Annotated in this window: 12 protein-coding genes; 7 read left to right on the forward strand and 5 right to left on the reverse strand. The window is 72.6% G+C overall.

The genetic code is table 11. From position 1 onward, the window contains the following. Positions 1–175: 175 nt before the first annotated feature. The gene (locus tag ACZ6C1_RS25800) at positions 176–1,615 is read right to left on the reverse strand and encodes an NAD(P)H-quinone dehydrogenase (protein WP_469243640.1); all 1,440 of its coding nucleotides are present in this window, start codon (positions 1,613–1,615) and stop codon (positions 176–178) included. Between the two features lie 139 nt (positions 1,616–1,754). Here ACZ6C1_RS25800 and ACZ6C1_RS25805 point away from each other — a divergent pair, with 139 nt between their 5' ends. From ACZ6C1_RS25805 to ACZ6C1_RS25820, 4 genes are all read left to right on the forward strand, one after another. Next, the gene (locus ACZ6C1_RS25805; protein WP_058941468.1) at positions 1,755–2,192 is read left to right on the forward strand and encodes a gamma-glutamylcyclotransferase family protein; all 438 of its coding nucleotides are present in this window, start codon (positions 1,755–1,757) and stop codon (positions 2,190–2,192) included. 191 nt (positions 2,193–2,383) lie between these two features. Then, positions 2,384–3,208 (forward strand): purine-nucleoside phosphorylase, encoded by an 825-nt coding sequence (locus ACZ6C1_RS25810; protein ID WP_469243643.1) that lies wholly within the window; start codon positions 2,384–2,386, stop codon positions 3,206–3,208. Positions 3,209–3,627: 419 nt separating this feature from the next. Then, positions 3,628–5,268: a phospho-sugar mutase gene (locus tag ACZ6C1_RS25815; protein WP_469243645.1), complete on the forward strand. Its 1,641-nt coding sequence runs from the start codon at positions 3,628–3,630 to the stop codon at positions 5,266–5,268. Between the two features lie 123 nt (positions 5,269–5,391). Further along, complete coding sequence (locus tag ACZ6C1_RS25820) at positions 5,392–6,582, forward strand: hypothetical protein (RefSeq protein WP_469243647.1); 1,191 nt, start codon at positions 5,392–5,394, stop codon at positions 6,580–6,582. Positions 6,583–6,585: 3 nt separating this feature from the next. Here ACZ6C1_RS25820 and ACZ6C1_RS25825 read toward each other — a convergent pair whose 3' ends face one another. The 3 genes from ACZ6C1_RS25825 to ACZ6C1_RS25835 form a co-directional block, all read right to left on the reverse strand. After that, complete coding sequence (locus ACZ6C1_RS25825) at positions 6,586–7,170, reverse strand: PH domain-containing protein (protein ID WP_469243649.1); 585 nt, start codon at positions 7,168–7,170, stop codon at positions 6,586–6,588. 30 nt (positions 7,171–7,200) lie between these two features. Beyond that, positions 7,201–7,806, reverse strand: coding sequence for a class F sortase (locus tag ACZ6C1_RS25830; protein WP_469243651.1), 606 nt, complete (start codon positions 7,804–7,806; stop codon positions 7,201–7,203). A 175-nt stretch (positions 7,807–7,981) separates the two neighbouring features. After that, complete coding sequence (locus ACZ6C1_RS25835; RefSeq protein ID WP_469243652.1) at positions 7,982–9,115, reverse strand: LPXTG cell wall anchor domain-containing protein; 1,134 nt, start codon at positions 9,113–9,115, stop codon at positions 7,982–7,984. A 251-nt stretch (positions 9,116–9,366) separates the two neighbouring features. On the opposite strand from ACZ6C1_RS25835, the gene deoC reads away from it, so the two are divergent. From deoC to ACZ6C1_RS25850, 3 genes are read left to right on the forward strand one after another with little or no spacing between them, the layout of a single operon-like run. Beyond that, positions 9,367–10,314 (forward strand): deoxyribose-phosphate aldolase, encoded by a 948-nt coding sequence (gene deoC, locus ACZ6C1_RS25840; RefSeq protein WP_469243838.1) that lies wholly within the window; start codon positions 9,367–9,369, stop codon positions 10,312–10,314. Positions 10,315–10,319: 5 nt separating this feature from the next. Beyond that, positions 10,320–11,756, forward strand: coding sequence for an aldehyde dehydrogenase family protein (locus tag ACZ6C1_RS25845; protein WP_469243654.1), 1,437 nt, complete (start codon positions 10,320–10,322; stop codon positions 11,754–11,756). After that, the gene (locus ACZ6C1_RS25850; RefSeq protein WP_469243656.1) at positions 11,746–12,654 is read left to right on the forward strand and encodes an aldehyde dehydrogenase family protein; all 909 of its coding nucleotides are present in this window, start codon (positions 11,746–11,748) and stop codon (positions 12,652–12,654) included. The genes ACZ6C1_RS25845 and ACZ6C1_RS25850 overlap by 11 nt, the downstream gene beginning before the upstream one ends. 78 nt (positions 12,655–12,732) lie before the next feature. Here ACZ6C1_RS25850 and ACZ6C1_RS25855 read toward each other — a convergent pair whose 3' ends face one another. Further along, positions 12,733–13,095: a hypothetical protein gene (locus ACZ6C1_RS25855; RefSeq protein WP_469243657.1), complete on the reverse strand. Its 363-nt coding sequence runs from the start codon at positions 13,093–13,095 to the stop codon at positions 12,733–12,735. Position 13,096 lies beyond the last annotated feature (1 nt).

Raw genomic sequence — 13,096 nt, forward strand, 5'->3', positions numbered from 1 at the left:
ACGCCAGCGACCGTTTCTTTGCAGCGGTATGCGCCTATTACGCGAAGGTGCGAACAGACGGGCCTGCCAGGTGGTATAGGCGGGCCCGTCCGAGAACGTTCCTTGACTGATCGATGTCCCGACTTGCCGGGGGTTGCCGGGTGTTGTCCCTCCCCCGGCGCCCCGCGGCGGCCGGTCAGGCCTCGGCGCTCGTCTTCCGGGTGTGCAACTGTCGTGCCACCTCGGCGATCGAGCCCGACAGGGACGGGTACACGGTGAAGGCGTTTGCGATCTGTTCGACCGTCAGGTTGTTGTCGACCGCGATCGAGATGGGGTGGATCAACTCGCTGGCGCGCGGCGCCACGACACAGCCGCCGACGACGATGCCGGTGCCCGGACGGCAGAAGATCTTGACGAAACCGTCCCGGATCCCCTGCATCTTGGCGCGCGGGTTGCGCAGCAGCGGCAGCTTCACGCACCGCGCGTCGATCTTGCCCGCGTCGACGTCCGCCTGGGTGTAACCGACCGTGGCGATCTCGGGGTCGGTGAAGACGTTCGAGGAGACGGTCTTCAGGTTCAGCGGGGTCACCGCGTCGCCGAGGAAGTGGTACATGGCGATCCGGCCCTGCATGGCGGCGACCGAGGCGAGCGCGAAGATGCCGGTGACGTCTCCGGCCGCGTACACGCCGGGCGCCGAGGTGCGCGAGACCTTGTCGGTCCAGATGTGGCCGGAGTCCCTGAGCCGTACGCCGGCCTCCTCCAGCCCCATCCCGGCGGTGTTGGGGATGGCGCCGACGGCCATCAGGCAGTGCGTACCGGAGATGACCCGCCCGTCGGCGAGCGTCACCTCCACCCGGTCACCCACCCGCTTGGCGGACTGGGCGCGGGAGCGCGCCATGACGTTCATGCCGCGGCGCCGGAAGACCTCCTCCAGCACGGCCGCCGCGTCCGGGTCCTCGCCGGGAAGCACGCGGTCGCGCGACGAGACCAGGGTGACCCGTGAGCCCAGCGCCTGGTAGGCGCCGGCGAACTCGGCGCCGGTGACACCGGAACCGACCACGATGAGCTCCTCGGGGAGCTCGTCCAGGTCGTACACCTGCGTCCAGTTGAGGATGCGCTCGCCGTCCGGCAGGGCGTCGGGGATCTCGCGCGGGTGGCCGCCGGTCGCGATCAGCACGGCGTCGGCGGTGAGCGTCTCCTCGCTGCCGTCGGCGGCGGTGACGATCACCTGCCGGGAGCCGTCCATGGCCTGGCGCCCGTCGAGCCGGCCCCGGCCGCGCAGCACGCGCGCGCCCGCCCGCGTGACGGAGGCGGTGATGTCGTGCGACTGGGCGAGGGCGAGCCGCTTGACGCGTCGGTTGACCTTGCCGAGGTCGACGCCCACGATCCGGGCGGCCTGCTCGATGTGCGGGGTGTCGTCCGCGACGATGATGCCGAGCTCCTCGTGGGAGGAGTCGAAGTTGGTCATCACCTCGGCCGTGGCGATGAGGGTCTTCGAGGGTACGCAGTCGGTCAGGACGGACGCTCCGCCGAGGCCGTCGGTGTCGACGACGGTCACCTCCGCGCCGAGCTGGGCGCCCACCAGGGCCGCCTCGTATCCGCCGGGTCCGCCACCGATGATCACGATCCGGGTCACTGGGGTTACGCCTCGCGCTCTCGTCACGGCAGGGATGCAAGTACGTACCCCATTGTCCCGCACGGTCCGGGCGGCTTCCCCCCGGGGCCCTCCAACGGGAAACAGCGCTCACCCCCGGCCCTCCCGTACCCTCGATCCCATGTCGCTCTACGCCGCGTACGCCGGCAACCTCGACGCGCGGCTGATGACCCGCCGCGCCCCGCATTCCCCGCTGCGCGGTACGGGCTGGCTCAACGGCTGGCGGCTCACCTTCGGCGGCGAGCAGATGGGCTGGGAGGGAGCGCTGGCCACGATCGTGGAGGCGCCGCGTTCCCAGGTGTTCGTCGCGCTGTACGACATCGCCCCCATGGACGAGGACTCCATGGACCGCTGGGAGGGCGTCGGCCTGGACATCTACCGGCGCATGCGGCTGCGGGTGCACACCCTGGACGGTGAGGAACCCGCCTGGGTGTACGTCCTCAACGGATACGAGGGCGGTCTGCCGTCCGCGCGCTACCTGGGCGAGATCGCGGACGCCGCGGAGTCGGCGGGCGCGCCGCACGACTATGTGATGGAGCTGCGCAAGCGCCCCTGCTGAGGGCCCGCCGACGCCCTTTGTCGGAAACGACAAGACAACGATCCGAGCTCCGTGGGCAACGTCATCTACGCGCGTAGGCAACTTCCGGCTACGCTCTTGTGCGTACTGCATTTTTTCCGGGGCCGGCCCCCGGACCCCCGGTCCTCGTGAGCGGTCCGGGGCGACTGTTACTTCGCGAGGCGAGAGACTCTGTGAACGCAACTGCCACCCCGGACCACCTCCAGGGCGACCCCTACGCCGCCGCCGCCGACGCCGCCGCGCGCCTGCGCGAGCTGACCGGCGCCGAGACCCACGACGTCGCCCTGGTGATGGGCTCCGGCTGGGCGCCGGCCGTCGACGCGCTCGGCGCCCCGGACGCCGAGTTCCCGGTCACGGAGCTCCCCGGCTTCCCGCCCCCGGCCGTCGAGGGCCACGGCGGCAAGATCCGCTCGTACACCATCGGCGACAAGCGCGCGCTGGTCTTCCTGGGCCGTACGCACTACTACGAGGGCCGTGGCGTCGCCGCCGTCGCCCACGGTGTCCGTACCGCCGTCGCCGCCGGCTGCAAGACGGTCGTGCTGACCAACGGCTGCGGCGGCCTGCGCGAGGGCATGCGCCCCGGCCAGCCGGTCCTGATCAGCGACCACCTCAACCTGACGGGCGCCTCGCCGATCGTCGGCGCGAACTTCGTGGACCTCACCGACCTGTACTCGCCGCGCCTGCGCACGCTGTGCAAGGAGGTCGACGAGACGCTGGAGGAGGGCGTGTACGTCCAGTTCCCCGGCCCGCACTACGAGACCCCGGCCGAGATCAACATGGTCCGCGTCCTCGGCGGCGACCTGGTCGGCATGTCGACCGTCCTGGAGGCCATCGCGGCCCGCGAGGCGGGGGCGGAGGTCCTCGGCATCTCCCTGGTCACCAACCTCGCCGCGGGACTCTCGGGCGAGCCGCTGAACCACGAGGAGGTCCTCCAGGCGGGCCGCGACTCGGCCGCCCGCATGGGCGAGCTCCTCACCCGGGTCCTGGACCGGATCTAGTCGGCCCGACCCGAGGCGTCCGGCCTCCGCCGGTGGAGCGGAGGCCGTGAGCGATGCCCCCGCTGTGGGCAATGGTCCCGCGGGGGTCCCCTCCTGCCCGTTGTGGGCAAACGTCCCGCTCGGCTCTCCTCCTGCCCGTTGTGGGCAAACGTCCCGCAGGGCGGGACGGGTGGGCGGGACGGGTGGGCACAACGGGACGGGGCGGCGCCTGTTCTCCGGTCACCCCGGGGCAGTGCCAGTTCCCGGTGCCCACGACGGCGGTGCCTGTTCCCGGTGCCCACGAGAGCGGTGCCCTCCCGGCGGCCACCCCCGGTGGGCGGTGGCGGGTCCCGCGCCGGGACGGGACGACCCCGCCGGGGTACCGGTAAGCGGTATGCCGTAGCGCAGACCAGTCGTACGACACCAGAGAGGCAGACACCGTGCAGCAGAACCTCATCGCGCAGGCGGAGGCGTGGCTCGCCGAGGATCCGGACCCCGAGACGCGGGACGAGCTCGCCAAGCTCCTCGAGGCACGGGACCTCGACGAGCTCGCCGCCCGGTTCAGCGGCACCCTCCAGTTCGGGACGGCCGGGCTGCGCGGCGAGCTGGGCGCCGGGCCCATGCGGATGAACCGGTCCGTGGTCATCCGGGCCGCCGCCGGACTCGCCGCGTACCTCAAGGGCGGGGGCCACACCGGCGGCCTCGTCGTCATCGGCTTCGACGCCCGCTACAAGTCGGCCGACTTCGCCCGCGACACCGCCGCCGTGATGGTCGGCGCCGGACTCCGCGCCGCGATCCTGCCGCGCCCGCTGCCGACGCCCGTCCTGGCGTACGCCATAAGGCATCTGGGTGCCGTCGCCGGTGTCGAGGTGACCGCCAGCCACAACCCGCCCCGCGACAACGGCTACAAGGTCTACCTGGGCGACGGCTCGCAGATCGTGCCGCCCGCCGACACCGGGATCGCCGCCGAGATCGCCGCGATCACGAGCCTGGACGACGTGCCGCGCGCCGAGGACGGCTGGGAAACGCTCGGCGACGAGGTCCTGGAGGCCTACCTGGCGCGTACGGACGCCGTCCTGAGCCCGGGGTCCCCCCGGACCGCGAACGTCGTCTACACGGCCATGCACGGCGTCGGCAAGGACGTCGTCCTCGCGGCCTGGGAGCGCGCCGGGTTCCCCGCGCCGACGCTCGTGGCCGAGCAGGCGGACCCGGACCCGGCCTTCCCGACCGTCGCGTTCCCCAACCCGGAGGAGCCGGGGGCGATGGACCTGGCCTTCGCGAAGGCCCGCGAGGTCCGGCCCGACATCGTCATCGCCAACGACCCGGACGCCGACCGCTGCGCCGTCGCCGTACCGCACGAGGACGACTGGCGCATGCTGCGCGGTGACGAGGTCGGCGCGCTGCTCGCCGAGCACCTGGTCCACAAGGGCGCCACCGGCACCTTCGCCGAGTCGATCGTGTCCTCCAGCCTGCTGGGCCGGATCGCCGAGGCGGCCGGGCTGCCGTACGAGGAGACGCTGACCGGCTTCAAGTGGATCGCCCGCGTGGAGGGCCTGGCCTACGGCTACGAGGAGGCGCTCGGCTACTGCGTCGACCCCGGCGGCGTACGCGACAAGGACGGCATCACCGCGGCGCTGCTCGTCGCCGAGCTGGCCTCGGAGCTGAAGGAGCAGGGCCGCACCCTCTCCGACCTGCTGGACGACCTGGCCGTCGCGCACGGGCTGCACGCCACGGACCAGTTGTCCGTCCGCGTGGAGGACCTGAGCGTCATCGCGAACGCCATGCGCCGCCTGCGCGAGCAGCCGCCGGCCGCGCTCGCCGGGCTGACCGTGACGTCCGCGGAGGACCTGACCAAGGGCACCGACAGGCTTCCGCCCACGGACGGTCTGCGGTACTACCTGGACGGCGCCTTCAGGGCCCGCGTCATCGTCCGCCCCAGCGGCACCGAGCCCAAGCTGAAGTGCTACCTGGAGGTCGTGGTCCCGGTCGCCGACGCCGGCGAGCTGGCCGACGCGCGGGCGAAGGGCGACGACGTCCTGGCCGCGATCAAGCGGGACCTGGCGGCGGCCGCCGGAATCTGATCGCACCAGCAGGCCCCGTACGGGTGAATCTCGTACGGCACTTGACGGAGGGGCCCGGTACGGACCGGGGGTCACCGAGCAGGGTGACCCCCGGTACCGCAGCCGAGCCCCTGGAGCGCCACCGTGCCGCCGTCGGTGATCAGCCCGCGCCCGACCGTCCCCGCGTCCCGCCGGCCCCCGTCGCCGGCGGGCGCGGGCGTACGGGAGCGGACCGCCCGCTCGCTGCGGCACGCCGTCCCCGCGCTGCTCGGGTACCTGGCGGTCCGGCTCCTCGGACTGCTGGTCCTGGCGCGCTGGGCGCACCTCAAGCGGCACGGCGTGTGGCCGACGCTCGCCACCTCGTGGGACTCGGACTGGTACCTGGGCATCGCCGACCACGGGTACCAGGACCGCCTCGGGACCACGTACGACTCCAACAACCTGGCGTTCTTCCCGCTGTACCCGGTGCTGATCAAGGCGGTCGCGGGTGTCACCCCCGGCTCGCGCGCGTCGGTGGCGCTGGTCCTGGCGGTGGCCTTCTCGCTGGTCGCGGCGTGGGGGGTCTACGCGGTCGGCGACCGGCTGTACGGGCGCCGGACCGGCACGGTGCTCGCCGTCCTGTGGGGCGCGCTGCCGGTCGGGATCGTCCAGTGGATGGGTTACACGGAGTCGCTGTTCACGGCGCTCGCCGCGTGGGCGCTGTACGCGGTGCTCACCGGCCGCTGGTACACGGCCGCCGCCCTCGCCGTGCTCGCCGGGCTGACCCGCCCCACCGGGATCGCCCTCGCCGTGGCCGTGACGGTGACCGGCGTGCTCGTGGCGGCGCGCACGCGCGCGTGGGCCCCGTTCGCCGCGGCGCTCACCGCGCCGCTGGGCTGGCTCGGCTACGTCGTGTGGGTGGGCGTGCGGGTGGGCCGCTGGGACGGGTACTTCGCCGTGCAGCGGCTGTGGCGCAACGCGTGGGACGGCGGCGCGGGCACGCTCCGCTGGATGCGCGAGCTGCTGGCGTACGACCGCACGCCCCAGCTGTTCCTGGTGGCCGTGTCGGCGGTGCTGGTGGCCTCGGTGGCGCTGTACGCGCTGTGCCTGGCCGACCGGCAGCCGTTGCCGCTGCTGCTCTTCTGCGGGGTGCTCCTGCTGGTGGTGCTGGGCAGCGGCGGGGTGTACTTCCCGCGTGCCCGTTTCCTGCTGCCCGGGTTCCCGCTGCTGCTGCCGCTCGCCGTGGCCGTGAGCCGGGCGCGGCCGGTGGTGGCGGGTCTGGTGCTGGGGGCCGCGGCGCTGTCGTCGGCGTGGCTGGGCGCCTACATGCTGCTGGTGTGGCCGGGGCCTCCGTGACCGTCAGACCACGAGGAGGACGACGAGCAGGACGAGGCCCGCGAGTGCGGGGGCGATGATCTCGTAGGCCCAGCGGACGTGCGGGTCGCCCTGGGCGGTGGGCCTCGACGCGCACCGCTCGGCCAGGTCGCGCAGGTCGGCGACGGTCTGGTCGGCCCCGGCGGTGCGGGGCGCCTCGGCGGCGTCGGCCCCGGCCCGGTCGCGGCGCGCCGCCTTCTTCCGCTCGCGCAGAGAGACGGGTACCGACCAGAGCTGGTACTTGGTGCCGTCCCGGGTGATGACCTCGCTGGAGTACCCCGCCCGTACGTCCGCGACCGATGCCCACGGCAGGTCGACGGTCCGGAACGGGTTGCGCACGCGCATGCGGTCGTCGTTGGCGTACACCACGGGCCGGAAGGTGAAGGCGACGATCAGCGGCACCACGAGCAGCAGCCCCGCGGCGGCGATCCAGCGCACCCGTCCTTCGCCGGTGACCAGGGCGTCACCGCCGATCCAGGCGGCGAAGCCGAGCAGCAGCAGACCGCCCACGACCCCGGCGGTCGAGCGGAAGGACCGGTCGGCGTACGGGGGCTCCTGGCTGGTCGTCATGCGGCCGATTCTGCCTCACCGGCCCGAGCGTCACACGACCAGATCGGCGTACAGGATGATGTTGTCGGGCCGGTGGCCGTCCACCAGCTCCCCGCCGCAGGTGATGAGGCGCAGCTCGGGGCGGGTGGTGTCGCCGTAGACCTTCCGCGTGGGGAAGGCCTTCTTGGCGACCTGTTCCAGTTCCCGTACGCGGAAGACGGCGGTGGTGCCGTCGGCGCGCCGGACGGTGATCTCGTCGCCGGTACGCACCTTGGCGACGTCCTTCAGTACGGCCGGGCCCTCCACGGTGTCGAAGTGGCCGATCAGCACGGCCGGGCCCTTCTCGCCGGGCGTGACGCCCTTGTCGTACCAGCCGATCCTGCCCGCGTCGGCGACGGACGGCACCTCGACGGTTCCGTCGGCGGCGAGACCGAGGTCGAGCACGGGTCCGGTGTCGACGCCCGCGGCGGGGATCTCGACCCGTACCGGCTCGGACCTGGCCATGGGGGCGGCCGCACGGGGAGGGACGGTGGCGGGCCGGACGTGGGCGGGCGGGGTGGCCTCGGGGCGGTCCGCCGGGGCGCCGCAGCCGGTCGTCCCGGCGAGCGCGGCCGGGGCGGCCAGGGCGAGGAGCGCGGCGGCGAGCCGGTGCTTCACGGGTGCTCCTGGGGCGTGGGTGGGGGGGGGGCGGGGGGGGGGGGGGTGGGGGTGGGGGGGGGGTGGGGGGGGGGGGGGGGGGGGGGGGCGGGGGGGGGGCCCCCCCCCCCCCCCCGCCCGGGGTGGCCTGCTCGGGTCAATGACAGGCGAAGGGGAGGGGCGGGAAGGACGGTGGTCAGCCGCGGTCGGCCGTCTGCCGGCGGCGCATGGCGACGAAACCGAGACCGGCCGCGGAGAGTGCGGCGGCACCCGCGCCGACGGCGACCAGCACGGTGTTGCCGTCGTCACCGGCCGTCTGGGCACCGGCCGCGACGCCGCCCTTGGGTACGACGGACGTCTGGGCCACCGCCTGGACGGTGCCGCCCTGGGCGACGGTGTTCTTGCCGGGGGCTACGGCGTTCTCGCCGGGAGCGACGGTGCCGGTAGTGCCGGTGGTGGTCTTGCCGCGGGTGGCGGGGGTGGACGGCTTCGGCTTCTCGGTGGGGTCCTCCGCGCCGAGGTGGACGGGGCGGCCCTGCTCGGCGGCGCCGAAGAGGTAGTGGCTGAAGGCCTTACCGTCCGGCGCGTAGACCGTGATCATGTCCTCGTCGACGCTGACCTGACGGGTGCCGTCCGCCATGACGATGCCCTTCGGCCAGCCGACGGCGGTCTTGACGGAGATCCCCCAGCGGCCGTCGGCGGTCCGGGTCAGCTTCACCAGCTTGCCGTCGGGCAGCTCGTAGACGCCCGGCCTGCCGCCGGAGCTGCTGTTGTCGGACCAGGTCGCGCGGGTGCCGGCGGGCTGCAGCACGACGTACTCGCCGCCGTACAGGCCCACGGCGGTGCCGACCGTGGCGTCCAGCTCGCCGACCGGGGTACCGGCGGCGAAGGCCGCGGCGTGGTAGCGGCCGAGGTCGTTCTCGTAGTACTTGACGTACGTGCCGTTGGCGAGCGTCTCGGTGCGCTTCACCTCGCCCCACTCGGCGTGGGTCTCCTCCATGGTCAGGCTGCCCTCGACGTCCAGGCTGATCCACAGGGCGTTGTACAGCTTGCCCTCGCCCCCCTCCAGGGTGAACAGGCCCGTGCCGTCCTTGAACACGTCGGCCTCGAAGCCCTCCCCGCGCGGACCCTCCACGCGGTGGAGCTCCGCGGTCATGCCCTCTGCGAACGTCAGGGTCCGGACCGGCTCGCGCTCGGTGCTTCCGGCGGCCGGACCGGTGGCCGGCCGGGTGACCTCCGTCGCGAAGGCGGCGCCGGCGGTGACCACCGGGGTGAGTGCGGCACCGGCGAGGACGGCGCCGGCGACGGCGGTGCGGAGGGCGAAACGCATGACGACTCCGTGAAGCGGAAGAGTGGATGAGGGAGGAAGAGCCGCATGCCGCCTGCTCGTTGGGTGGGGGCCGGTGAGTCCTGGCGGGCTGCACGAACAACGTTATGGATCTTGTGTGCGGGAGGCGTCCACTCCCTGTCACAGGCACGTGACAGAGCTCACTGCACCCATGGTTACCAGGGCTTTCGTACGGACCGCCGACGCGGGGCTGTACAGGCCGCTACGCGCGTAGATATGCTCAAGTGGTGACCATGCCCCCTGCACCCGCATTCGCTGACGTGACCGCGTCCGACAGCACGCTGCGCCGGTTCCTCCACGGGCTGCCCGGCGTCGACACCGTCGGCCTGGAAGCGCGCGCCGCGTCCCTCGGTACCCGTTCGATCAAGACCACGGCCAAGGCGTACGCCATCGACCTGGCCATCTCGATGATCGACCTGACGACGCTCGAAGGCGCGGACACCCCGGGCAAGGTCCGGGCGCTCGCCGCCAAGGCCGTCAATCCCGACCCCACCGACCGCACCACCCCGCACACGGCCGCCGTCTGCGTCTACCCCGACATGGTGGCCACCGCCAAGGCCGGCCTCGCGGGGACCGACGTGAAGGTCGCCTCCGTCGCCACCGCCTTCCCGGCCGGCCGCGCCGCCCTCGACGTCAAGCTCGCGGACACCCGCGACGCCGTCGCCGCCGGGGCGGACGAGATCGACATGGTGATCGACCGCGGGGCGTTCCTCGCGGGCCACTACCTGAAGGTGTACGAGGAGATCCGGGCCGTGAAGGAGGCCTGCGGCGAGCGGGCCCGCCTGAAGGTGATCTTCGAGACGGGCGAGCTGTCCACGTACGACAACATCCGCCGCGCCTCCTGGCTCGGCATGATCGCGGGCGCGGACTTCATCAAGACCTCGACCGGCAAGGTCGGCGTGAACGCCACTCCCGCGAACACCCTGCTCATGCTGGAGGCGGTGCGCGACTTCCGCGCCCAGACCGGGGTACAGATCGGGGTGAAGCCCGCGGGCGGCATCCGGACCACCAAGGACGCCATCAAGTTCCTGGTCCTGGTCAATGAGACCGTCGGCGAGGACTGGCTGGACAACCACTGGTTCCGGTTCGGCGCGTCGAGCCTGCTGAACGACCTGCTGATGCAGCGTCAGAAGCTGGCCACCGGACGTTACTCCGGTCCCGACTACGTGACGGTGGACTGATCACGATGACTAAGTTCGAGTACGCACCCGCCCCCGAGTCCCGCTCGGTCGTCGACATCGCGCCGTCCTACGGCCTGTTCATCGACGGCGAATTCACCGAGGCCGCGGACGGCAAGGTCTTCAAGACCATCTCCCCCGCCTCCGAGGAGGTCCTCTCCGAGGTCGCCCAGGCCGGGGCCGAGGACGTGGACCGGGCCGTGAGGGCCGCCCGCAAGGCGTTCGAGAAGTGGTCGGCGCTGCCGGGCGCCGAGCGCGCCAAGTACCTCTTCCGGATCGCCCGGATCATCCAGGAGCGCAGCCGTGAGCTGGCCGTCCTGGAGACCCTGGACAACGGCAAGCCGATCAAGGAGACCCGCGACGCGGACCTCCCCCTGGTCGCCGCCCACTTCTTCTACTACGCGGGCTGGGCGGACAAGCTGGACCACGCGGGCTACGGCGCGAACCCGCGCCCGCTCGGCGTGGCCGGCCAGGTCATCCCGTGGAACTTCCCGCTGCTGATGCTCGCGTGGAAGATCGCCCCCGCGCTCGCCACCGGCAACACGGTGGTCCTCAAGCCCGCCGAGACGACCCCGCTGTCGGCCCTGTTCTTCGCCGACATCTGCCGTCAGGCCGGCCTGCCGAGGGGTGTCGTGAACATCCTCCCGGGTTACGGGGACGCCGGCGCCGCGCTCGTCGAGCACCCGGACGTCAACAAGGTCGCCTTCACCGGCTCCACCGCCGTGGGCAAGGCCATCGCCCGCCAGGTGGCGGGCACCAAGAAGAAGGTCACCCTGGAGCTGGGCGGCAAGGGCGCCAACATCGTCTTCGACGACGCGCCCATCGACCAGGCCGTCGAGGGCATCGTCACCGGCATCTTCTTCAACCAGGGCCAGGTCTGCTGCGCGGGCTCCCGCCTGCTGGTCCAGGAGTCCGTCCAGGACGAGCTGCTCGACGCCCTCAAGCGCCGTCTGTCGACCCTGCGTCTGGGCGACCCGCTGGACAAGAACACCGACATCGGCGCGATCAACTCCGCCGAGCAGCTCGCCCGCATCAAGGCGCTCGCCGAGACCGGTGAGGCCGAGGGCGCCGAGCGCTGGTCCCCGGCCTGCGACATCCCCTCCTCGGGCTTCTGGTTCGCCCCGACGCTCTTCACGAACGTCACACAGGCGCACACCATCGCCCGCGACGAGATCTTCGGCCCGGTGCTGTCGGTGCTGACGTTCCGTACCCCGGACGAGGCCGTCGCCAAGGCCAACAACAGCCAGTACGGCCTGTCCGCCGGCATCTGGACGGAGAAGGGCTCCCGCATCCTCGCGGTGGCCGGCAAGCTCCGCGCGGGTGTCGTCTGGGCCAACACGTTCAACAAGTTCGACCCGACCTCGCCCTTCGGCGGCTTCAAGGAGTCGGGCTTCGGCCGCGAGGGCGGCCGCCACGGCCTGGAGGCGTACCTCGATGTCCGATAAGTCCGAGCAGAACCGTCTGAGCGTCTTCAAGACCTACAAGCTGTACGTCGGGGGCAAGTTCCCCCGCAGCGAGAGCGGCCGGGTGTACGAAGTGCAGGACCACAAGGGCAAGTGGCTGGCCAACGCGCCGCTCTCCTCCCGCAAGGACGCCCGTGACGCGGTCGTCGCGGCGCGCAAGGCGTTCGGCGGCTGGTCCGGCGCGACGGCGTACAACCGGGGCCAGGTCCTCTACCGCGTCGCCGAGATGCTGGAGGGCCGCAAGAGCCAGTTCGTGCACGAAGTGGCGCACGCGGAGGGCCTGTCCAAGGCCAAGGCGGCCGAGGTCGTCGAGGCGGCCGTCGACCGCTGGGTCTGGTACGCGGGCTGGACCGACAAGATCGGCCAGGTCGTGGGCGGGGCGAACCCGGTCGCGGGGCCGTTCTTCAACCTCTCCACCCCCGAGCCGACCGGTGTCGTCGCGGTCGTCGCCCCGCGGGAGTCGTCGTTCCTGGGGCTGGTCTCCGTCGTCGCCCCGGTGATCGCCACCGGCAACACGGTGGTCGTCGTCGCCTCCGAGAAGGCCCCGCTCCCGGCGCTGACCCTGGGCGAGGTGCTGGCCACCTCCGACCTGCCGGGCGGTGTCGTGAACGTCCTGTCCGGCAAGGCGGCCGAGATCGCCGCCCCGCTCGCCGCGCACCAGGACGTCAACGCGATCGACCTGACCGGCGCGGACGCCGAGCTGGCCCGCGAGCTTGAGGTCGCCGCCGCCGACAACCTCAAGCGCGTGCTTCGTCCCCAGGCTGTGGACGGCGAGGACTTCACCGCCGACCCGGGCACGCACCGCCTGACCGCGTTCCTGGAGACCAAGACGGTCTGGCACCCCACGGGCTCGCTGGGCGCGTCGGGCTCGTCCTACTGAGCCTCCCCATGCCGAACGGCTCCGCCTCCCCTCCGTCCGGGGGAAGCGGAGCCGTTCTCGCTCGCGGCGACGGGCGGCTCAGCCGGGGACGACCCCGCCCAGGAGGGGCCCGGCGACCGGCAGGTTCGGCAGGCTCGTCAGGGAGCCGGTCGCCGATGTGGTGTCCACCGGGCGGAAGTCGCTGACCTGCGTGCCGATGCCGTTGTTGAGCGGGTCCACCCCGGTCTGCGCCAGCGGGTTGACCTTCAGGTTCTTGGCCACCCCGGTCACATGCGGGACGGCACCCATCGTGCCCTGGAGGGCCGCCTGGGGATCCGTCTTCGGCAGCTGCGGCAACTGCGGCGGCTGTACCGCGGCGTGCGCCGTGCCCCCCGTGACACCGAGGGCGGCGCCCAGGGCCGAAACGGCCAGCCCGGCCTTCAGCAAGGTATGACGTGTCATG

The sequence above is a fragment of the Streptomyces sp. NPDC041796 genome, assembly GCF_055590785.1.